Source organism: Deinococcus yavapaiensis KR-236, from assembly GCF_003217515.1.
Taxonomy (GTDB): Bacteria; Deinococcota; Deinococci; order Deinococcales; family Deinococcaceae; genus Deinococcus_A; species Deinococcus_A yavapaiensis.
This window is the reverse complement of sequence record NZ_QJSX01000015.1, coordinates 1-19,986: the sequence shown is the minus strand read 5'-3', so window position 1 is coordinate 19,986 and position 19,986 is coordinate 1. Positions and strand designations below refer to the sequence as shown.

The following is a 19,986-nucleotide window of genomic DNA, read 5'->3' as shown; positions in this document are numbered from 1 at the left end:
GAAGCCATGACGACCATGACTCTTCCTTTCACGATTCGAGACGCGACGCCCACCGACTTTCCGCGTCTCGCCGAGCTTCTCTCGGCGACGTGGCCCGACGCGATCACGACGGCCGAAGGCCTCGCCGAAGAAGACCGCGAGCGCGACCCGACGTGTCACATCGAGCGTTTCGTCACCGAGCAGGACGGCGTCATTCACGGGCTCGCGGTTATCGAACAAGCGCCCGGCATGTACCACCCTCGCAAGTTCATCGCCTGGCTTCGCGTTCACCCCGACTTCGAAGGACGTGGCGTCGGAAGCGCCCTCTACGCCGAACTCGAACGCCGCCTCGGCGCCTTGAATGCCTTGTCGTACATCTCCTTCACCCGCGAAGACCACGTCGGCGGCATGCGCTTCCTCGCGCGGCGCGGCTTCACCGAGAAGATGCGCTACTTCGAGTCGCGCCTGGACGTCGCCGCGTTCGACTTCACGGCTTGGCACGACGTCGTGCCGAACGTCGAGGCGAACGGCTTCGAGATCAAGGCGTGGGCGGACTTTCCCGATGACGCCGCGCACCGTCGCAAGTTCTACGAGTTGTTCGCCGAGTTGCGCGAGGACGTGCCTCGTCCCGAACCGGCCACGCCCGTCTCGTACGAGCAGTGGACGAAGTGGGTGTTCGAAAGCCCCTACTTCATTCCCGAAGCGAACTTCATCGCCGTGGACACGCGAACCGACACCTGGGCGGGCTACAGCGCCTTGTGGCGGCCCGACGCGGGCGAGTACCTCAGCACGGGCCTGACGGGCGTCCACCGCGCCTACCGCCGTAACAAACTGGCCCTCGCCATGAAACTGCGCGCCATCCGCCACGCGAAAGATCGAGGCGTACCCGAGATTCGCACGAACAACGAAACCAACAACCGCCCCATGCTCAGCATCAACGAAGCCCTCGGCTACGTGAAGCAACCTGCCTGGGTGGACTTCGTGAAGGTGCTGCGCGAGGAGTGATTCGGGCGCATCACCGCCACCTTTTCGAAGGGGCGGTGATGCGAGCCTCGAACAAGGGGAGGCCTTCCAAGCCTTCCGCACGGCGGGCGAGAGGTCACAGCCATCCTTTCTCCCGAGCCGTCCGAGCCGCTTCCACGCGGCTTTTCGCGCCGAGCTTCGCGATGGCTTCCGAAAGGTAATTGCGCACCGTTCCCTCCGAGAGGCCGAGGTGACGCGCGATGTCCGCGCTCGAGAGGCCGGTCTCGGCGAGGCGCAGCACTTGACGTTCGCGCTCCGTGAGCGGATCGGGCTCGTCCCACGCTTCCGCCGCGAGGGCGGGATCGATGGCGCGGCCCCCGCCGTGCACGCGCCGAATCGCGTCGGCCAGCTCGTTGCTCGGCGCGTCTTTCAGGAGGTAGCCGCGCGCTCCGACGTCGAGGGCGCGCCGAAGGTAACCGCTGCGCGCGAAGGTCGTGAGGATCACGACGCGGCACGGCAAGCCTTCTTCCCGCACTCGCGCGGCGACTTCGAGTCCGGAACACTTCGGCATCTCGATGTCCGTCACGAGGACGTCGGGCCGCAGTTCGCGCACGCACCGCAAGGCCTCCTCACCGTCGCGCGCCTGTCCCACGACGTCGAGATCGCCTTCGAGCGACAACAGGGCCGACAAGGCCCCCAGCACCATGCCTTGATCCTCGGCGATGACGACGCGAATCAAGCGGTCGCTCCACGAGGAAGCGCGGCGCCCGCGTCCACCTCGTCTTTCGGCAGCGGGAATGAAGCGAGGAGGCGCGTGCCGCTTCGACCGTCGCGTGAAAGTTCGCCTCCGACGGCTCGGACGCGTTCGCGCATTCCCGTGAGGCCGCTGCCTTCCACGGCGTCTCCGCCTCGACCGTCGTCATGCACTTCCAACTCGAACGCGCCGCCCGAGCAGGCGACCCGGATACGGCACTTTCTCGCGTTCGCGTGCCGTACGACGTTCGTGACCGCTTCGCGCAGCACCAGCTCCATCGTCGCCTCGACCGGGCGTGGCAACGTCAGCGGCTCCCCGATGTACTCCAACGTGATGCCCGCCGTGTCCAGTGCGACCTTCGCCCGCCCGAGTTCGGCGTCCAGGCCGCTGCCTCGGTAACCGCGCACCGCCGCGCGCACTTCCGACAGCGCTTCGCGCGAGATGCGCTCCACCTCGCGAATTTCGCTCACCGCCCGCTTCGGGTCACGCTCGGACAACTTCGCGGCGAGTTCGCTCTTGAGAACGATCACGCTGAGGGTGTGCCCCAGCAAGTCGTGCAAATCGCGGGCGATGCGCTCGCGCTCGGCCGTTTGCGCGAGCCTCTCCTTCTCGGCTTGCACCTGCGCGAGGCGGCGGTCGGCGACGAGACGGCGGTACGTCGCTTGATTCGCGTACGCCGCGAACAGCGCGATCACGACGTTCGGTGCGAGCCAAGCGAGCGCGTCCACACCGTACTTTCCCAACCACAGCGGAGCGAGCATCGCGCTGACGTTCGCGAACGTCAGCCACGCCGCGAGAGACACGGCGGGCTGAAACCCGATCATGCTGGCCCCGTAAATGAGGAAGGCGCTGCCCAGCCCGCCGAAGACGCCGAAGCCCGCGACGTACAGCACGAAGCACCACGCCCAACCCAGCACCGTCCACTTCTCGGCGCCGTCGCCCCGTGTCCAAAAGGCTTTCACGTACAGCCACAAGAACACCGCGAGTCCCGCGAGCGCGGCGGCGTACACCATGGGTGCTCGCCGCTCCTGAAACAACCCGAGCAGGGGAAAGATCAGGTAGACCAGCCAGAACAGCGGAAACAAGTTGAACTTCACGGGCAGTTTCATGGAGGCACCTGCAGTGTAGCCTCCCTCTCCCGGCGGGAGAGGGAGAACGCGGAGTTCAGTTGAACTTCCTGCCTTCGTCGCGCCGATAGGCCCACAGCGCGAGGCTGAAGAAAACGATCGTGTACCCCAGCAGCCACAGCCAGTGTTCGCTCGGCGTGCCGCTCGTCTTCGTGCCGATGGTGCCCCAACCGAGCTGAGCGAAGTGGTACGCGGGCATGAACGGCGCGAGGTCGCGCAGGACCTGCGGACCTTGCGACACAGGAATGAACAGGCCCGACATGAACGACAGCGGCAGAAACACGAGGTTGGCGATCGGGGCCGCGCTGGACGGCGACGCCAAGTAACCGATCAGCAGGCCCAAGGCGACGAACGGAATCATTCCGGCGAGAAGCTTCGCGAGGACGAGCGCGAGGACGTCCGGGGCAATGGTCACGCCGCCCGCGAAGTGAGCGAAGGTGACGAGGCACAGCATGCTCGCGAGGCCCATGCTCATCGCCGTGAGAATTTTCGCGACGAAGTACAAGGCGGGCGGCATCGGCGAGACCCGCAGCAGGCGCGTCCACCCCATACCGCGCTCGGCAGCGACGGACACGCCGAACGAGAGCAGCGCGACGGACATCAGCGAGTACGCCGCGTACGACACCACCATGTACGGCCCCGCCCCCACCCCGTCGAGGCTGAACTTGACGTTCGGGAGGCCGAACATCGCGAAGAACAGGATCGGGAAGAGAATCGTGGACATCGTGAACATGGGAACGCGCAGCAACTTGTGAAACTCGGCGAGCACGAGGCGCGGCAGAGGCGCCAAGGCGCGACGGGTGTCGGGAGAAAAGGGGAAAAAGGTCGTCATGACAAAAGTTCCTTTCGTGCCGGGTCTTTCAAGCTTGGGCGGTAAGGCTCAGGAAAGCGTCTTCGAGCGAGGCGCGCGTCACCTCGAGGTCTTTGAAGGCGACGCCCGCACGGACGATGTGCGCCAACAACGCTTCGGGCGCGCGCGTGTGCAAGGTGGCCAAGCCGCGGTCGTCGCACTCGGCGCGCGTCACGAACGGCAAGGCGCGCAGCTCGGCGAGAACGAGGTCGGAGCGCAAGCGGACCTTCGCCGCGTCCACGCTCGCCTTGACTTCGCTCGGCGTTCCGCTCGCGACGAGCTGCCCCTTGTCGATGACCGCCACGCGGTCCGCGGCCCGCTCGGCTTCCTCCAGGTAATGCGTCGTGAGGACGATCGTCTTGCCGCTCGCCTTCATGTGCTCGATGGCTGCCCAGAAGGCCGCGCGGCTTTGCGTGTCCATCGCCGTCGTCGGCTCGTCCAAGAAGACGAGATCGGGATTCCCGACGATGGCGAGGGCGAACATCAAGCGGCGCTTTTGACCGCCCGAGAGGGTAGAGCCGAGCTTGCCCGCCTGCGCGGCGAGATCGGCGACGTTCAGCACGTCCCTCGTCGAGAGGGGGCGAGGGTAGAAGCTCGCGAAGAGCTCCACGAGTTCCGAGACGCGCAGCGTTCCCGGCAAGTCGCTTTCTTGCAGCATCGCTCCGAGGCGCACTTTCGTCGCGCCGTGACGCGGATCGTCCCCGAAGACGCGCACGGTGCCGCTCGAAGGCGGACGCAAGCCCAGCATGAGGCTGATGGCGGTCGTCTTGCCCGCGCCGTTCGGTCCGAGGAGCGCGAGCAGCTCGCCGCGCCGCACGGTGAGCGAGAGGTCCCGAAGCGCCGTGAAGGTGCCGAAGCGCTTGTGCACGCCGCGCAATTCGATCCCGTGAAGATTCGTCGCCGTCATGCCCCTACCGTACGCGGCGCTTTCGGACAATCTCAGTGCACGACGTCAAGCCCGAGAGGTGACATTCGTCACCTCGGCGAAAACAGCTGCTTATACTGTGGTCTATGCATTCGGACCTCGCCGCGGTGCGTGCCGCCCTCTCCGGAAGCGCTTCGGGCCGTGACGTGCGCTTCGCCATGCTGGAAGTGCGCGGTGACCGCGCCCTCGTGACGGCGATCCTGCGTCCCGACGCCGTGTTCGCCGCCCTGACCGAGCGTTTCGACGAGCAGTGGGACCTCGGGTACGACGTCGTCAGCGTCTCGCCGACCGTCGTACGCTGCCGCCTCGCGTTCCTTGGACGCTTTCGTGACGGTCTTGGAACGGGCGCCGACATCGAGGCCGCGAGGCTCGTCGCGCTCACGGACGCCGTTCGAAGCTGGGAGATGACGCCCGAAGGCTTCCGAGCCGAACCGCAGTGGGTGGAGTACGATCCCGAGGAAGGCCCGAACATCGACGAACTCGGCGATGACGACTCTGCTTCTCAGGCACGCGCCGAACCGCCCGAATCGCCACGCGATCCGCAAATGGAAAAGGCGAAGAAGCACATCGACGACCTCATGGATCAACTGCGAGACCGCGGGCTCGGCAAGCAGGCGTCCGTCGTCATTGCTCGCCACGGTGGGTACGGCAAGGACCTCGAAGACAGTCGCCGCGTGTACGCGGAGCTCAAGGCGCTCCTCAAGACGTAAGTGTCGACGAGCATGCACAAGTTCATCTCCATCGGCGACGTCCACGCGGACTGGACGACGCTTTGGGCGGCGCTTCGCGCCGCTTACGCCGTCGACGCGAACGGTCTGCCCACCGCGCCTTTGAAGAACGGTCTCTTTCAAGTCGTGTTGATGGGCGACCTCGTTCACCCCAAGAGCCGCTCGGAGTACGCGCGCCTGGCGGGACGGCCCGAGTTCGACTTCGCGAATCCCGAGCACCTCTTTCTCGCCGCGCGCGCGCAAGTGCAGCACCTGGAGAAGCTCAAGACCTTCGCCGAGGCGAGTGGCGGCCACGTTCACATCCTGCTCGGCAATCACGACGACGCCGTGCTCAACACCAATTATCTGCTCGGCACGGGCGGCGGCGTCATTCACACCGAGTTCGATCCCGGGCGGGGCGGCGTGTATCTGCCCGAACACCTTCGCGCGTGGTTCACGACGTTCGTACGAGAGTTGCGCGTCGGCAACTTGCAGTTCGCGCACGTCGGGCCGCTACCGAGCATGGCGTTCTACGACGATCTCTTCTACGCCGACTCCACCCACAAGACATGGTGGCGTGACACTCCCGACCTCGTGCGAGCGAGCGGCGTGCGGTTCGGCGTGTACGGACACACGCAGATGCAAGGCGGCATCCTCGTGCACGAAAGCGGCGACTTCGCCATGATCGACGCGTTGTCCAACCGTCAGTACCTCGAAATCATGGTGCGGCCCGAACTCGAACAGCCGGTCACGACTTGCCGCGTCGCTCCCTTTTGATTTCCCGAGCTTTCCTCGGTCAAACGTGCCCTGGCGACAAAAGTGTTGACAGAAGAAGGCCCCCCCGCTAGACTTGATCCCGCTGAGAGGAACGCCCTCGAGGCACGGTTTGGTCCGGTAGTGTAGCGGTTAGCATAACTGCCTGTCACGCAGTAGGTCGCGGGTTCAAATCCCGTCCGGACCGCCAACGGCAAGGTAGCTCAGTTGGTAGAGCAAACGACTGAAAATCGTTGGGTCGGCGGTTCAAATCCGCCCCTTGCCACCACCCGCCAGTGTAGCTCAGCGGTAGAGCAACCGATTCGTAATCGGTAGGTCGTGAGTTCGATTCTCACCCCTGGCTCCAGAGAAAACCCCGTCCGCGACGGGGTTTCTTCTTTTGTCGTCCATGCCGAGGCAAGCTGAAATGCATCGCGGATGCATTTGGGCATTTCAGAACGCTCCCGCCGGGGTCTCCGGTAAAAGGTGGAATCAACGAACGTCGAACTGCTCGTGGATCGACATCCGATCGCTCGTCGCGATTCGCTCCGACTTATCGGTCGTGCTCGCAAACTTCAGTGGAACGAGCGCGGTCGCCGAGCACCGAAGAAATTTCGAGCGAGGCGCCCCACTCGGCGCAAGCGTACAACTCCGCGAAGCTGCCGCTTGCTTCGCGTGGCCCTCTCGACCGCCGTTGCCGGGCTTCGCAAATCGTCCGTACGAGATGCGCCGCCAGACCGGGCGTGGAGAGCAAGGACTCCAAGATGACGTTCCCTTCGGCCTCGCGTCCGCCCGAGCGCAGCAGCAAGCCCGCGATTCCGAGAGGCCGGAGTTCGACTGAGCGGCGAGGGCACTCCGCAGAGCATGTTGAAGCGTGCGAAACGCCTCCTCGATTCGGCCTTGTCGAGCGAGCGCCTGAGCGCGAGCGCACTGCAACTCGACGACTTCACGCGGACGGTGATCGTCGCCGATGCGCGTCAGACCTTCCTCGGAGGAGCTCAAGGCGAGGTCGGCTCGGTTCGAGTGCAACGCCGCGCGCGCCTGCACGGCGAGCACGCGTGGCCACAAGACGCCTTCGTACCTCGGCGTGATTCTCAAGCGGGCGCTCAGCGGGAGTTCCAGCGCTTCGCCCGCTCGGACTGACGTGCAGCGCAGCAACAGGTCGGCCAAGCCGACGCGAATCATCACCGTGTGGTAGGCGTCGAGGTCCGGCAAGGCCAGAGTGCGGTCGACCAGTGCTTCGGCGTCCTCGAAGCATCCCCGGTGGGCGAGCACGGCCGCGAGGCAACGAAGAGCGACGCACTGCACGCCGCTGTCATGTCGACCGCTCAACGCGACTGCCTCTCGGTAGCAGCGTTCCGCGGCCACCATGTCGCCCTCGTGCTCGAAGCACTCCCCGAGATTCGCGAGCGTCAAAACGTACACGCGACCTTCCCGCTCGCCGAGCCGCTCGAGTCGCGCGAGGCACCGCTCGGTCGCTTTTCGCGCCGCCTCATGCCGCCCCAGCCGTCCGCTCCAACTGCCGAAGTCGAACAGCACGGCCACGCCGAGTTCCAACTCTCCTACCATCGACATCGCCGAACCGACAGGACCGAGCGCGTCCACGTCGCTGAGCGCGCAGTCCGCGTGTGCCAGCAAATCCGTCAGCAGCCCCATGCGCGAAAGGCCCGCGAACGTCGAGTGCAGCACCGGCAATTGCCGCAGGCATGCCAAGTCTCGTCGGTCCCTTGGATTGGGTCGGAGGATGGCCGACCGTGCGTCACGGCCGAGGCCCCTCGGAAGGAACGCAACGCGCCCCGGCGCTCAAGGCAGGCGAGGTGAAGCTTCCACCCGTCGTGGCCCCCCGATCGACTGACTCGGCGTGGCGTTGCCGAGCTTGTCGGACGAGTTCGCCAACGTCCGCCTGAATGCTCGGTGGAGGTGGGTGCGTGGCCCCGTCGACGTCGGCTTGTCCGGAGGGATGCTGCGACTCACGACCTCGAAAGGCGACCTTGTCGACGCGACGGCGCCCGCCTTGTTGAACGGCGCGCCCCAGGGAGACTACGTGGTCGAGACGCGGCTGAATTTCCCGTTGCCCGACGCGGTGGAGGCGGGCTTGGTAGTGTACGGTGACGACCGGAATTTCGTCCGGCTGACCGTCGGCGCTCTTGGAGCGACGCGGGCCGCGCTCTTCGTGAAGGCGACGAGCGACAACGCGAACCGAGGCTTTCCGAACATCAACTACGCCCTCGCGGGTCCTGCCGCTCCCACCTCTTGGCTGCGGCTCGTGAAGCGCACGATCGAAGGCGAGGAGCAGTACACGGCGTACACCAGTACGGACGGCCGAACTTGGGAGCTGGGCGGCACGTGGACGCACCGACTCGGCGCGAACGCGCGGGTGGGGCTGGTCGCCTTGTGGGGCGCCGGATACATCGCCAACTTCGACTACCTGCGCGTCTTCCGCCTGTCTCGCTGACAACCGGAGACCCAGGGAGAGGGCCCGTCACGCACGGCGCCAAGCGCGGCGAACGACGTTTCGCCGCGCGAACGCGATCGGACCGGGGCCCCGACGTCAGACGAGCCCGTGCTCCAAGGCGTACCGAGTGGCCGACGCGCGATTCGGAACGCCGAGCTTCGAGAAGATCGCGCGTACTTGATCGTTCACGGTGTACAAGCCCGTGCCGCGCCGCGCCGCGATTTGCTTGTTGCTCAATCCTGCCGCGATGAGCTGCAAGACGTCGCGTTCGCTCGGCGTGAGGCGCGTCACGTCCCCGTCTCGCGAAGCGCTCGGCGGCGCCGCGCTTTCCGAGGCGGCGCACGCCGAAGACGTCCCGATGCGGGCTGCCGCCTCGATCGCTTCCACGAGTCGCCACGAGCGGCCTCGGTCGAGCGCGGCGCCGAACGCGGCTTCACCGAGCCGCGCACGCGAACCGTCGAGCAACGGCCCGAACAAAGCGGGTTCGGTTTGAGGCGAGATGTTCCGAACGCTTCGCAGACCCTCGGCCGCGCCGAGCAGGTGGGCGGCCAGCTCATCGGCTCTGTCCAAGGCGGCGACTGCAGCCAAGCCGTGCAAGCACGCGGCGGTCACGGCCGGATCGTTCATGCGCTCGCCGCTCGCGAGACCGTCTCGCAGCAGGCGGGCGGCCGCCTCGACCTCGCCTCTTCGCGCGTGCCACGCGGCGAGCGCGATCCGGTTCCACGTCATGACGTTCTGCTCGCCGCTCGCCGCTCCGAGGGCGAGCGCGGCGAGCAAGGAGCGCTCGGCTTCGTCCATGCGGTCGCTGATCATGTGCAGCCAGCCCGCGACGCTGTTGGCGATGATTTCCAGCCACGGCAACCGCCGCTGACGCGCCACCCCGAGGGCGACTTCGCACGCCCGCACGCCCTCCGAGGACCGCTCCCGATACGGCAGGAGGTCCATCCCGAGCAGCATGGAGGCGTACCCTTCCCCGACGACATCTTCACATTCGTGAAACAACGCCAGGCACTGCGCCGCGTGCTCCACGGCCAGCTCGAAGCGACCGCGGCGGAACATCAACCACGAGCGCGCGTACAGCAACCGCGCCAAGTGCGCGGTTCGAGGCGGATCGAGCCGCATCACGTCCTCCAGCACGCGCTCGGCACGGTCGTCGACGCGCACCGCCCACGCCCAGCCCAAATTCCAGGCGACACGCGCCACCGTGTCGAAGTCGCGCGCTTGCGCGCGCTCGCGAACGGCCGCGAGGACGTTGGGCTGCTCCGCTTCGACCTGCCCGAGCCACTCCAACTGCCCCGGTCCTTCCAAACCTAGGCGGGCTTGCTCGCTCCAGCGCGCGAAGTGCCGAGCGTGCCGCTCGCGCATCCAAGCGTCCTCCTGGCGGTGCGCCAACTTTTCCAAAGCGTATTCGCGCAGCGTCTCCAGCATGCCGAACCGCGCTTCTCCGGAAACGTCCGTGCGTTGCACGAGGCTCTTTTCCACGAGGGACGCGAGCCCGTCGAGCACGTCGTGGTCGTCGGACGTGCGGCAAATCGCCTCGGCCGCTTCCCACGTCCAGCCGCCCACGAAGACCCCGAGCCGCGCGAACAAGGCTTGCTCGTGCGGGTCCAGCAGGTCGTGGCTCCAGTCCAGGGTCGCTCGAAGCGTTTGTTGGCGGGCGGGCAAGTCACGCGCGCCGCCCGCCAAGAGTCCCAAGCGGTTGTCGAGGCGTGCCAGAAGGGCGCGCAACGGCAGCAGCCGAGCGCGGGCGGCAGCGAGTTCGATCGCGAGCGGCAAGCCGTCGACCCGCCGACAGATGTCCTCGATCACGGAAGCGTTGTCGGGCGCGAGCGTGAACGACGGCATGACCGCGCGAACACGCTCGACGAACAACTGCCCCGCTTCCCCGGATTCGCCCTCGGACGGCAACGACAGCGGCGGCACGGGAAGTTCGTGCTCGCCGTACAACTTCAAGCACGCTCGGCTCGTCACGAGCACCGTGAGGTCGGGCGCGGCGCGCAACAAGGCCGACACGTCCTCGGCAGCGTCGAGGACGTGCTCGAAGTTGTCGAGGACGAGCAGCATCTGGCGGTCGCGCAAGAACGCGCCCACCACGTCCAGGGTCGGACGGACGGACTCCTGCAACCCGAGGGTCTGCGCGATCACCGCGAGGACGTCTTCGTGACGCTGCACGGGCGCGAGCGGCACGAACACCGCGCCGTCCGCGTACTGTCCGGCGAGTTGACGTGCGACCTCGATCGCCAGCCTCGTCTTGCCCACGCCGCCCGGTCCGGTGAGCGTCAGCAACGAGACTTGCGGCCAATTCAAGATGGCGCGAACGCGGGCCACTTCGTGCTCCCGTCCCACGAGGGACGTCATCGGGTCCGGAAGCGCCACGAAGCGGATCGGGTCGGCGAAGGCCCGAGCTTTGGTCATGTCCGATGGTAACGCGAGCGACCGACGCTTCGATGTGACCGTGAGGCCAGAGCGCACCACAACCACGCTTCAACCACGGCCCACTTCTTATCGTTGCGTCACCGCACCGAGAAGGTGCCGGAAGGAGAAGCACGTGAACAATCCTTTCCTCGGATTCGCACCTACCGCCCCGAACGGGCGGGTCGGAAGCCTTTCATGACCACATCGATCAACGTGCGGCCCAAACTCGTTCGTGCGGGTGAAGGCGAGACGCACGTCGTCGGCCTGGAGCGCGTGACGTTCCTGCTCACCGACGACGACACCGACGGCGTGTTTTCGCTCGGGCTCCTGACCGTGGAGCCTGGCGGTGGGCCGCCGCCGCACGTGCATCACCGCGAGGACGAAGTCTTCGTGATGCTGTCGGGCGAACTGCAAGTGTGGACGCCCCAAGGGTGGTTCACGGCCCGCTCGGGCGACGTCGTCTTTCTGCCGGCCGACGTCCCGCACACGCACCGCAACGATTCGTCCGAGTCGGCACGGTTGTACCTGTTGGCCAATCCGGCGGGGTTCGAGCGTTTTTGCGCGCAACTCGCACGCTTGTTCGAAGCCTCCGGCGGCCCCTCTTCGTCCGACGTCGCCCAAGTCGCCGAGGAACACGGTCTCTCGCTCCTGCCGCCCTTGCCTTGATCGCCTGCTCGTGAAAGGACTTTTCCGATGATTCGAACCTCTGTGTTGTGCTTCGCCCTTTTGGGGGCTTGCGCGTCGGGCGCGGTCGCGCAAGGCGCGCCCGCTTCCGGCGCCACCGTCTTGCGTGCGTGGAGCGACGCGAACCCGTTGCCGCAAGCGAGCGAGATGCGTCAAGACCTCGACCGCGAGCGAATTCTGGGATGCTGGGCGCCGGGCCCGACGATGGCGCGCGACCGCTTGCGCCGCTTCGACACCGAAGTCGCGAAGCTTCCTCAAGGCAACCCCGAGCGCGCGTCGTACGAACGGCTGCGCCCCACGTTTCTGCAAGCCGCCGAGGCGGAGGCCAAAGCGCCTTCAAAAGCGATTCCCGCGCCGAAAGACCTCGCGGAGGCGTTGGGACGCGCCGAGGCGTGGCTCGACAAGAACGAGCCCGCCGGCATGAAAGCCTTTCGCGCGAGCGCCGACGCCAAGGACGCCGCCAAGGCGAGCCGAGCGGCGTTCGAGGCCAGCCTCGCCGGACAGCACAGCGCGGCCCTGGCCGCCTTGATCGCCGCGCACCGCCTCGCGCCGAAGAACGCCGACGTGCTCGTGAACCTCGCCGGCGCCCTTTCACACTTTCGAATGAACCAAGAAGCCCTCGTGGTGCTGGCCGCCGCCGAGAAACTGCCGCTTGGCGAAGGCGTGCTCGGCTGGCCCGTCAAGGCCACGCTTCTCAACAACCAAGGTTACGCCCTGATCGGTCTGGGACGCTTCACGGAAGCGGAAACGGCGCTTCGAACGGCCTCGCAACTCGCGCCCAACCTCGCCGAGGCACAGCAAAACCTCGCGCGGACCTTGACCTGCCAAGGCAAGACGAACGAGGCCTTGATCGCCGCGCGACGAGGCGTGCGACGCACGGCCGCCGAGACCGCCAAGCCCGGCACGCCGGTGCCGCCGGAAGCCGTCGTGGAAACGCCGCAGCCCGAACCCGACGAGGACGCTCCGAAAGAAACCTTCCGTCCGTCCGAGTTCGTGTTCGACGTGTCGCGCGGCAAGTCCTTCAACCTTCCGAACCTCAAACTGCCGCAAACGCCCGTCGAAGCCGTGCAACTTCTGCCGAGCTACAAAAAGCTTCTCGAGGAATTGCGCGCCCAAGACGACGCCATGAGCGAGCGGCAGCAAGAACTTCAACAGGTGATTCGAGGCCGTCAGGAACCGACGCGACTCGTGCAGCAACGACGCGACCTCTTGTTACGGGCGATCTACAGAGCCGACGACGCCCCCAGAATCAAGCCGCTGTGGCGGGCGCACGCCAAGAGCCGCGCGGCCGTCTCGGACATCTGGACGAACTTCTGGCACTGCGAGGGTGGCTGCACGATCTCGAACATCATGAAGCAGGCGAGCGCGAGCTCGGATTACGACAAGACCTTCCGCGATCTGTGCGTACCCGCACTTTCGGGCGCGAACAACTCGTGGCGCGGCGCGATGCACGCGCAAGCCACCGACCTTGCCAAAGCGGCCGAGGCGACGTACCGCCTTTCGACCGGGCTCGCCGCCAACTACAGCGACCCTTCGTGGCACGAACTCGCCTCGCTGCAAGCCGAGAAGGGCGCCTTGGCGGCGTTCACGAACCTCGTCTACGACGCCATGATCTGGGCGCAGGACGTCGAGAAGTTCCAAGACAAGTGCGTTCCGCAAGCGACCGTGACGCCCCCCGTGAAGGTCGCCGAGGACATCAAGTTCGACCGCACCGCTTCTTGCAAGGACTTGTTCGGCACGGCCGCGCTCAAGGCGTCGTTCAAGATCGTCGAGATCAGCGTCGCGTGCGAAACCGTCTCCTTGAAGTTGTCGACGCCCGGTTGGCTCGCCGCGTTCGGCAAGGTCGAGAAGAACTTCGTGAACGACGCCGTGACGGTCGCGGCAGGCGCCGAGTTGGGCGTGACCATCCCGGGCACCGCCCTGGGCGCGAAGGGCGCCATGGGCATGTACGTCACCCTCGACGGCCAAGGCGAGTTCAAGGACGTCGGTACCCTCGCCGAGGCGGGCGCGACGCTCGGCCTCAAGATCGACGAGGGCGGCAAAGCGGGCCTCGGCGCCAAGGTCGGCGGCAAGTGGAGCTTGCTCAACAGCGTCGGCTCGCCTTGAAGGCGCGGTCCGCTCGATCACGCCCCAATCAGGGTGTACTTCCTACCTTGCTTTTCAAGAAAGCGCCGTGGCCGTGCCCACGCTTCGCTTCCCGGAGGATTCCTATGCATAAAACAGCCCTCGTCGCCTGCCTGACACTGTCCGCCGCCCTCGCCGTGACGCCTCCCCAATCAGGTGAAGTCAAGGGAACCGTGCTCGACGCCAAGGGCCGTCCGTTGCCGGGCGCCATCGTCTGGCTGTTGCCGTCCATCTCGGGCAACTTCGGCTACACGTCGTCGAGCAACCTCGTCAAGACTCGCACCGACGCCAACGGGCAGTACAGCGTGAAACCGCTGCCCAACATGCTCTTCGGCGCCACCGCCTGGGTGAAGGTCCCGTACCAAGGCGAATCGTTTTGCTTGCGTCTCGCGGCCGAGAACGACGCGCAGTACGAGCCGTTCTCGCCAAAAGGCGGTGTGGTCCGCAACTTCCGCCTCAAGCTCACGGGGCCCGTCCCCGACACCGACATCGCCAACACCTACTTCGGTGCGGAAGTGCGGCTCATGACCATGACGTGGGAAGGAGCGGACGAGGTCGTGCCGCTGAACTCGACGAAGGTGGAGGTCACGCTCACCCCGACCGGTCCCCTCATCGACGGAAGCGAAGGCAAGACGATCGTGAAGGTCACGAAGCCCGGCGAGAACTTTCTGTACGACATTCCCGTGGGACGCTACACCGTGACGGCCGCCGAGGTGCAGCCGAACGGAGCGCGCACGCCGGTTCTCGTGACGCGCGACTACACGATCGACAAGGGCTTCAAGACGACCCTCACCTTCAAGCCGAACAGCGACCTGTGCGGCGGAGCGCCCGGCACCACCAGCTTCGTGGAACGCGCCATTCTGTACGTCGCCCGCCCCACGCGCTGACACCATTCGTCCACGCGAACGAGCCGAGTTCCAATTGAACTCGGCTCGTCTTGTTTGCCTGCCCTGCTCGGCGAGCCCTGAACGCCGAGCAGGGCAGGCAAGTCGGTCGTGTCGCGCGGCGTTCAAGCTTGAACGCCGCGCGACACGAGGTTCGGCGCGACGAAGGAGAGATCGGCGCTTCGAATGGTCCGCGCGAGGTCGACCGTCGCCCGCAACGGCTCGGCGTTCAATTCGCGCCGCAACAAGTCGCACAAGCGGTCGAAGGCGCGCAGCGCACGGTGACGGTTGCCCCTCAGGGCGTGCAGGCGCATCAAGCGGTAGTACGCGTCCTCGGAGAACGGGTCGAGGTCGAGCAGGCGCAAGACGCACGCGAGGGCGGCGTCGTACGCGCCCGCCTCTTCGAGGGTCCGCGCCCGTTCGCCCAGCGCGAGCAAACACCATTCTTCGAGTCGTTCGCGTTCGCACGCGACCCACTCCTCCAAGTCCTGGCAGTCGTCGAACGAGTGCGTGCCGAGCAGCGTCGCGTGGACGACGTCTTCGGGCAGCGCCGCTCCGCCGAGCTGCAACGCGTGGACGTCCACGCGAACGCTCGGCGCGAGCGACAACAGCTCGCGGCCCTCGACGAGCACGAAGTTGGCGAGTTGGTGCAGCTTGCGCAGAAGATGCACGAGGTTGTTCCTGGCGGCCGCTTCACGCGTGTCGGGCCACAAAAGCGTGACGAGGCGGCCGCGCTTCATGGCTCCTTCGAGTGCGAGCAGCGCGGCCGCTTTGCGTTCGAGGAGCCGCCACTCGCCGCCTTCGTCGCGCACGAGCGGGTGGCCGAGCAGACGCACGGTGAAGTCGGGCGAGGATGCGGTCACGTCGGCGAAGGTGGTCACGTCAGCGAGGGTGGTCACGTCAGCACTCCCGCGAAGGGTAGAAGGTGACGCCGTACTGCTCGCCGACCGTCACGAGGAGGGGAACGTTCGGCACGCCGGGATCGAACGCGTCGTCGACCGAGGTGGACGCGGGCCGCGACACTTCGCGCAAGAATCGCTCGAAGCCCGCCGGGCTGTACGTCACGACGAGGCGCGCCGTGTCACTTCGCAACTTCACCTCGTGCGGAACTCCGCACGGCAGTAGCACGACGTCGCCGACGCTGGCACGGCGCGTTTCCTCGTCGATTCGCACGTCGAGCTCGCCTTCGAGGACCACGACGAGTTCGTCTTCGAAGGTGTGCACATGCACGGGCAGTTCGAACGAACGACGGCCGCGCACTTCGACGGTCGCGAAGCGGCCGTGGGTGTCGTCGCCGGAGATCAAGACTCGGAAGCGGTCGGCGTGAAGATCGAAGGGATCTTCGTGCGTCGGTGAACGCGGGTGGAGCGTGGCAAGTCGTTTCATGAGCACCTCTGTCTCTCAAAGTAGCGGGCGCGCCGTCGAACCTCATCCCGAGTTCTCGGGAAGGGCGCGCTCCCCAAGGAACAGGGGGAACGCTTTCCACCGAGGCGCCTGTCGAGCCACGGAAGACTCGTTCGCTTCGCCTCGGTTCGCGAAGAAGCGGCGCTCGGCGCGACCTTCGAGCGCCGCAAGCCCGTTCGGTCCGGCCCTCGCGTCTCGGACGCCCCCAAGAATCAGGGGAACGCGGTGCGGCTCGGGCAACAGCGCGAAAGGGCGAGACGCGCCCTCGACAAAAGGGCGCGTCTCGAAGTCGAGTGCGTGTTTCGTTCAAGCGGGGCGTGTGACGCCGCGAGGACCGGACCGAAGCGCGGCGAGCAGCAAGGCGACGCCCAGCGACGCCGCGAGGGCGAGCACGGCGACGGTCAGGGCCGGCTTGATCGTCATGAGCAGCACGAGCCACAGCATCAAGGTGTACCGAAGGTGCGCGGCGAGCCGCAGGCGAGGATCGTTCAGGCCCGCGCGCACGAGTTCGAACGACGCGCCCGAGTCGAGCAGGCGGCCCGCGTTCATGTAGCGCGGCACTTCGTAACCTCGCGCGAGCGCCGCGCAGAGCGCGAAGCCCACGAGCGACAAGTTCACCCAGGGCGTGCGAAATCCCCACGCGACGGCGCACAACGCCAGACCGCTGATCAGCAGCAAGGGGGGAATGGGTCCGATGTAGCGTCCGAGGGTCTGGAAGCGGGTCAAGGCGGCGCGCAGAAGTTCGGGCGTGCGCGTGGCGCGCGCTTCTCGCACGGCGAAGAAGAGGGCGCCTTCCATCGCGAAGAACGCGAGCGCGGCGAAGACGTGCACGAGCAGCAAGAGCGGGTACAAGGCGGTCAGCATGAGGGGTCCTTTCGGGGAGCGCGTCAGCGCTCGCGCGAGACTTCGACTTCCATGATTTGGCCGGAGCCGCGCTGCGAGAAGAACGACGCGACGCTCGGGCCGAACTCGCCGTTGTTGCGCGCGCGAATCGTCAGCTTGACCGGCGAGCCGCCCTTCGGCACGTAGCGAGCGGAAATCGCGTACCGTCCGAGGGGAACGTCGACGAGTCCTTCTTGCCCGTCGGGCGTTTGCTTGATCGTTCCTCGGACTTCCACGCCGGGACTGCCGTCGATGCGCGGCCCGGTCGGCGTGAGGATCAGCTCGATGTTCGGAATCCAATCGAGCAGGCCCGGATCGAAGAAGTCGGCGTACACGGTGACGGTCGCGCCGACTTTCTGCCCGTCAGGCTTCGTGCCGGTGAGCTTCCACGTGAAGTTGCGCACGGCGCCTTTGGTGACGTTGAACGGTGCGGTGGAGTCGGGCAGCAAGTCGAAGGTGTAGCGGTGTCCGTCGAGGGTCGCCGTGACTTGCCCACCCGCGTAGTACGATCCGGCGGGACCGTTCAAGTCGATGCGGTAACGACCGTCCGCGCCGCTCTTCGCGAGGAGGTTGGTGTTGAAGTAGACGGTGTGCCCGGCGAAGATGGAGGCGCCGGGCACGGGTTGCCCCGCGCTGTTGCGCACGATGCCCGTCATGGTGGCCGTCGCGGCGGCGGACGACGCGGTGCCGACGATGTTTCCGGTGAGAAGCGCGAGGAGCAAGGCCGAGGCGAGCGGTAAGCGGGGGAATCGATTCATAAGGAAGCCTCCTGTGCCGTTCAAGGCCAGAAACGAACGACGGCGAAGTCGGCGAAGCTCGGCACGCGCTCGCCCGCCGCGAGAACGCGCACGGTCGGAACGCGGTCGTCGGGCTGCAGCGTCAAGGCGCGCGCGAAGTCGTTTTTACCGGCGGGTGCCAGCGGCACGATGGTGAAGCCCGCCGCGCCGAAGCTGGAGTCGACTTGCCCGTTGGGCAGCAAGCGCAGCACGCACAAGTTGGCGGTCGTCGTGGCGTCGTTCGCCCACCCGCCGAGCACGAGCTTGCCGTCGGCTTGCACGGCGACCGCGGTCGCCTCGTCCCAGTCGTTCGGGCTGACGGCGAGGACTTTGCGGCCGCTCGTGCCAGGATCTCCGAAGGCGGCGTCGAGCGTTCCGTCGGTCTTGAGGCGCGCCGCCGCCGTGTTGTTGGCGGCGTTGCCGACGAGCACGAGGCGCTCCTCGCCGTTCACGGTCACGACTTCCACGTCGCGCGCCCGCCCGATGTTGCTTCCGAAGAGGCCCGTGATCTTTCCGTCACTGCTGAAGGCCGTGTCGAGCGCGCCCGCGCTCGTGTAACGCGCGATCATGAAGTCGGCCTCTCCGCCCACTGCCACGATGCCGCCGCCTTGCTCGGCGAGCGCGTACACGGCGTCGGTGACGCTGCCGTTCGCGACGGCGGTCGTGACTTTGCCGCCTTGCCCGAACGACGTGTCGAGTTGCCCGCTGGCGAGGAGGCGCACGAGGGCGAAGTCGAGGCCGCTCGCACTGCGCGAGTCGCTCGTTCCACCCACGACGATTCGACCGTCGCTTTGCACGAGGACCGCGTACGCGCGGTCCTCGGCGGTGCTCACGGCGACCGTGACTTTGCCGCCTTGCCCGAAGGACGTGTCGAGTCGTCCGTCCGGTTCGAGTCGAGCCACGGCGAAGTCCCGGGCGCTTCCGGCGCTCGCGAAGCCCGCCACGAGAATCTTGCCGTCGCTTTGCAAGGCGACCGCGTACGCTTGGTCGTTGCCGCTTCCGAAGTTCACTTGCGTCTTGCCGCCCGCGCCGAAGGTCGTGTCGAGATTGCCTTCGCGGTCGAGGCGCGCCACGGCGAAGTTTTGGCCTTCCCCGGTCGCGCCCGGCGTATGGCCGGCGACGAGGACGCGGCCGTCGGGCTGCACGGTCATCGCCGTGGCGTAGTCGTCCTTGCCGCCGAAGTCGATGCTGCGCGAACCGCTCGCGCCGAAGGTCGTGTCGAGGCTCCCGGCGGGTCCGCGCACGGTGACGGTGAGCGTTTTCGACACGACTTGCTGCTCGTTCGTACCCCGCAGAGTGATGGTGGTGGGAAAGGAATGCGGCGCGGTCGCGCTCGCTCGGACCGTCAAGGTCGCGCTCGATCGGTCTTCAGGAATCGTGACCTTGGCGGCGCTCGCGCCGACGGGCAAGCCGCCGAGCGTTAGCGTGACCGGGCCTGTGAAGTCGCCTTGTCGAGTCAGGTTCACGGTCACGGTGGCGCTCGCGCCCGTAATGACGGACACTTTGTCGGTCGAGAGGGTGAGGTCGAACGAGGCGGGTGCGGCGACGGTCAGGTTGGCTGTCTGCTCGCTGGTCACGGCCAAGGGGCTCGACTCGAGGACGCCGCTTCGATGGTCGAGCGGCGCGGGCGCCGTCGTTGCGCTGCTCGCGCACAACGCGAGGCTCCCGACGAGCAAGGCTGTACTGATGTGAGTTCTCAAGCGCATGTTCTTCCTCCGTGCCTTCTGGCTTTTGCAAGGTAGGAGGAAGGCCATGACCGAAGCATGGTTGGCGGCGCAGAGAACGCGGTGGATCGAACCATCGCGCGGACGTTTCCGACCGCTCGAGCTCGCGCGGCCCGTGTTCGTCCACTCGGAATGTGCCACCACGCTTCGATCACGCGGGTCCCCTCCGAGCATGGAATTGCGAACGTGGAGAGGCCGGATTGCCACAACGTCCCGGCGACGAAAGGACGAAACGTGGACCTCGCTTCTCGGGCCATGAAGGCTCCTCCCCTCGGGGTCGAATCGACGCTCGTGTTCTCCTCCGATCTCGCTGCCCCCACGGGCTCGACGGCTTGCTCGGCACGTCCGAGTCCAAGCTCGATCCAAGGCGTGTTGCCTCGGCCATTCGGTGGCTTGAATCCTGCCTGGCGCCCCGTGAAGCCAAACGAGCGTTCGGGTATGCTGCGAAGGTGAACAAGGTTTTTGGGAGTGCGTTCGAAGCGCTGAGGGACGTGGTGCAACACGGCCAAACCATCGCCGTGGGCGGCTTCGGTTTGTGCGGCATCCCCGAAGCGCTCATTCTCGCCCTGCGCGACAGTGG

Annotated in this window: 19 protein-coding genes and 3 tRNA genes; 11 read left to right on the top strand and 11 right to left on the bottom strand. The window is 66.5% G+C overall.

Going from position 1 to position 19,986, the window contains the following annotated elements; translation table 11 throughout:
* Positions 1 to 6 precede the first annotated feature (6 nt).
* A complete protein-coding gene (locus DES52_RS16875) occupies positions 7 to 984 on the top strand; it encodes a GNAT family N-acetyltransferase (protein ID WP_211317950.1) in 978 nt (325 codons plus the stop codon).
* A 94-nt stretch (positions 985 to 1,078) separates the two neighbouring features.
* On the opposite strand, the gene DES52_RS16870 is transcribed toward DES52_RS16875, so the two are convergent.
* The 4 genes from DES52_RS16870 to DES52_RS16855 are packed head-to-tail and all read right to left on the bottom strand — an operon-like array spanning position 1,079 to position 4,580.
* On the bottom strand, positions 1,079 to 1,681 hold the full coding sequence (locus DES52_RS16870) for a response regulator transcription factor (protein ID WP_110888007.1): 603 nt from the start codon (positions 1,679 to 1,681) through the stop codon (positions 1,079 to 1,081).
* Positions 1,678 to 2,805, bottom strand: coding sequence for a sensor histidine kinase (locus DES52_RS16865; protein WP_110888006.1), 1,128 nt, complete (start codon positions 2,803 to 2,805; stop codon positions 1,678 to 1,680). The genes DES52_RS16870 and DES52_RS16865 overlap by 4 nt, the downstream gene beginning before the upstream one ends.
* Before the next feature lie 55 nt (positions 2,806 to 2,860).
* Complete coding sequence (locus DES52_RS16860; protein ID WP_110888005.1) at positions 2,861 to 3,655, bottom strand: ABC transporter permease; 795 nt, start codon at positions 3,653 to 3,655, stop codon at positions 2,861 to 2,863.
* A 28-nt stretch (positions 3,656 to 3,683) separates the two neighbouring features.
* Entirely contained in the window at positions 3,684 to 4,580 is an 897-nt protein-coding gene (locus tag DES52_RS16855) for an ABC transporter ATP-binding protein (protein WP_110888004.1), read from the bottom strand.
* A gap of 104 nt (positions 4,581 to 4,684) precedes the next feature.
* Between DES52_RS16855 and DES52_RS16850 the strand changes: the two genes are divergently transcribed.
* The 5 genes from DES52_RS16850 to DES52_RS16830 all read left to right on the top strand — a co-directional run bounded on the left by DES52_RS16850 (position 4,685) and on the right by DES52_RS16830 (position 6,425).
* Positions 4,685 to 5,308, top strand: a complete 624-nt coding sequence (locus DES52_RS16850; protein ID WP_245901090.1) for a single-stranded DNA-binding protein — start codon at positions 4,685 to 4,687, stop codon at positions 5,306 to 5,308.
* Between the two features lie 12 nt (positions 5,309 to 5,320).
* On the top strand, positions 5,321 to 6,082 hold the full coding sequence (locus DES52_RS16845; RefSeq protein ID WP_110888113.1) for a metallophosphoesterase: 762 nt from the start codon (positions 5,321 to 5,323) through the stop codon (positions 6,080 to 6,082).
* Positions 6,083 to 6,193: 111 nt separating this feature from the next.
* Positions 6,194 to 6,269 (top strand) — tRNA-Asp (locus DES52_RS16840).
* Positions 6,270 to 6,271: 2 nt separating this feature from the next.
* A tRNA-Phe gene (locus tag DES52_RS16835) sits at positions 6,272 to 6,347 on the top strand.
* Between the two features lie 3 nt (positions 6,348 to 6,350).
* Positions 6,351 to 6,425 (top strand) — tRNA-Thr (locus tag DES52_RS16830).
* A gap of 125 nt (positions 6,426 to 6,550) precedes the next feature.
* Here DES52_RS16830 and DES52_RS16825 read toward each other — a convergent pair.
* The gene (locus DES52_RS16825; RefSeq protein WP_110888003.1) at positions 6,551 to 7,747 is read right to left on the bottom strand and encodes a tetratricopeptide repeat protein; all 1,197 of its coding nucleotides are present in this window, start codon (positions 7,745 to 7,747) and stop codon (positions 6,551 to 6,553) included.
* A 172-nt stretch (positions 7,748 to 7,919) separates the two neighbouring features.
* Here DES52_RS16825 and DES52_RS16820 point away from each other — a divergent pair, with 172 nt between their 5' ends.
* A complete protein-coding gene (locus DES52_RS16820) occupies positions 7,920 to 8,513 on the top strand; it encodes a beta-xylosidase family glycoside hydrolase (protein WP_110888002.1) in 594 nt (197 codons plus the stop codon).
* 96 nt (positions 8,514 to 8,609) lie between these two features.
* Here DES52_RS16820 and DES52_RS16815 read toward each other — a convergent pair whose 3' ends face one another.
* Positions 8,610 to 10,928 (bottom strand): winged helix-turn-helix domain-containing protein, encoded by a 2,319-nt coding sequence (locus DES52_RS16815; RefSeq protein ID WP_110888001.1) that lies wholly within the window; start codon positions 10,926 to 10,928, stop codon positions 8,610 to 8,612.
* Between the two features lie 195 nt (positions 10,929 to 11,123).
* On the opposite strand from DES52_RS16815, the gene DES52_RS16810 reads away from it, so the two are divergent.
* From DES52_RS16810 to DES52_RS16800, 3 genes are all read left to right on the top strand, one after another.
* Entirely contained in the window at positions 11,124 to 11,594 is a 471-nt protein-coding gene (locus tag DES52_RS16810) for a cupin domain-containing protein (protein WP_110888000.1), read from the top strand.
* Between the two features lie 27 nt (positions 11,595 to 11,621).
* Positions 11,622 to 13,718: a tetratricopeptide repeat protein gene (locus DES52_RS16805; protein WP_146237338.1), complete on the top strand. Its 2,097-nt coding sequence runs from the start codon at positions 11,622 to 11,624 to the stop codon at positions 13,716 to 13,718.
* 104 nt (positions 13,719 to 13,822) lie between these two features.
* Entirely contained in the window at positions 13,823 to 14,623 is an 801-nt protein-coding gene (locus DES52_RS16800; RefSeq protein WP_110887998.1) for a carboxypeptidase-like regulatory domain-containing protein, read from the top strand.
* A 122-nt stretch (positions 14,624 to 14,745) separates the two neighbouring features.
* Here the strand turns inward: DES52_RS16800 and DES52_RS16795 are convergent, their stop codons facing one another.
* From DES52_RS16795 to DES52_RS16770, 5 genes are all read right to left on the bottom strand, one after another.
* Positions 14,746 to 15,519 (bottom strand): AfsR/SARP family transcriptional regulator, encoded by a 774-nt coding sequence (locus tag DES52_RS16795; protein ID WP_110887997.1) that lies wholly within the window; start codon positions 15,517 to 15,519, stop codon positions 14,746 to 14,748.
* Position 15,520: 1 nt separating this feature from the next.
* Positions 15,521 to 16,006, bottom strand: coding sequence for a cupin domain-containing protein (locus tag DES52_RS16790; protein ID WP_146237337.1), 486 nt, complete (start codon positions 16,004 to 16,006; stop codon positions 15,521 to 15,523).
* A 324-nt stretch (positions 16,007 to 16,330) separates the two neighbouring features.
* Entirely contained in the window at positions 16,331 to 16,888 is a 558-nt protein-coding gene (locus tag DES52_RS16780; RefSeq protein ID WP_110887994.1) for a hypothetical protein, read from the bottom strand.
* Between the two features lie 23 nt (positions 16,889 to 16,911).
* A complete protein-coding gene (locus DES52_RS16775; RefSeq protein WP_110887993.1) occupies positions 16,912 to 17,664 on the bottom strand; it encodes a carboxypeptidase-like regulatory domain-containing protein in 753 nt (250 codons plus the stop codon).
* Between the two features lie 20 nt (positions 17,665 to 17,684).
* Positions 17,685 to 19,388 (bottom strand): NHL repeat-containing protein, encoded by a 1,704-nt coding sequence (locus tag DES52_RS16770; RefSeq protein ID WP_170131105.1) that lies wholly within the window; start codon positions 19,386 to 19,388, stop codon positions 17,685 to 17,687.
* A gap of 467 nt (positions 19,389 to 19,855) precedes the next feature.
* Between DES52_RS16770 and DES52_RS16765 the strand changes: the two genes are divergently transcribed.
* Positions 19,856 to 19,986, top strand: a 131-nt coding sequence (locus tag DES52_RS16765) for a CoA-transferase (protein ID WP_281268579.1), incomplete at its 3' end; no start/stop codon positions are given.

What these genes read in the sequence shown, in the direction of transcription:
- DES52_RS16770 (WP_170131105.1), bottom strand. Translation starts at nt 19,388, where the DNA reads ATGCGCTTGAGAACTCACATCAGTACAGCCTTGCTCGTCGGGAGCCTC.
- DES52_RS16875 (WP_211317950.1), top strand. Translation starts at nt 7, where the DNA reads ATGACGACCATGACTCTTCCTTTCACGATTCGAGACGCGACGCCCACC.
- DES52_RS16860 (WP_110888005.1), bottom strand. Translation starts at nt 3,655, where the DNA reads ATGACGACCTTTTTCCCCTTTTCTCCCGACACCCGTCGCGCCTTGGCG.
- DES52_RS16790 (WP_146237337.1), bottom strand. Translation starts at nt 16,006, where the DNA reads ATGAAACGACTTGCCACGCTCCACCCGCGTTCACCGACGCACGAAGAT.
- DES52_RS16855 (WP_110888004.1), bottom strand. Translation starts at nt 4,580, where the DNA reads ATGACGGCGACGAATCTTCACGGGATCGAATTGCGCGGCGTGCACAAG.
- DES52_RS16805 (WP_146237338.1), top strand. Translation starts at nt 11,622, where the DNA reads ATGATTCGAACCTCTGTGTTGTGCTTCGCCCTTTTGGGGGCTTGCGCG.
- DES52_RS16800 (WP_110887998.1), top strand. Translation starts at nt 13,823, where the DNA reads ATGCATAAAACAGCCCTCGTCGCCTGCCTGACACTGTCCGCCGCCCTC.
- DES52_RS16775 (WP_110887993.1), bottom strand. Translation starts at nt 17,664, where the DNA reads ATGAATCGATTCCCCCGCTTACCGCTCGCCTCGGCCTTGCTCCTCGCG.
- DES52_RS16850 (WP_245901090.1), top strand. Translation starts at nt 4,685, where the DNA reads ATGCATTCGGACCTCGCCGCGGTGCGTGCCGCCCTCTCCGGAAGCGCT.
- DES52_RS16845 (WP_110888113.1), top strand. Translation starts at nt 5,321, where the DNA reads ATGCACAAGTTCATCTCCATCGGCGACGTCCACGCGGACTGGACGACG.
- DES52_RS16815 (WP_110888001.1), bottom strand. Translation starts at nt 10,928, where the DNA reads ATGACCAAAGCTCGGGCCTTCGCCGACCCGATCCGCTTCGTGGCGCTT.
- DES52_RS16865 (WP_110888006.1), bottom strand. Translation starts at nt 2,805, where the DNA reads ATGAAACTGCCCGTGAAGTTCAACTTGTTTCCGCTGTTCTGGCTGGTC.
- DES52_RS16780 (WP_110887994.1), bottom strand. Translation starts at nt 16,888, where the DNA reads ATGCTGACCGCCTTGTACCCGCTCTTGCTGCTCGTGCACGTCTTCGCC.
- DES52_RS16810 (WP_110888000.1), top strand. Translation starts at nt 11,124, where the DNA reads ATGACCACATCGATCAACGTGCGGCCCAAACTCGTTCGTGCGGGTGAA.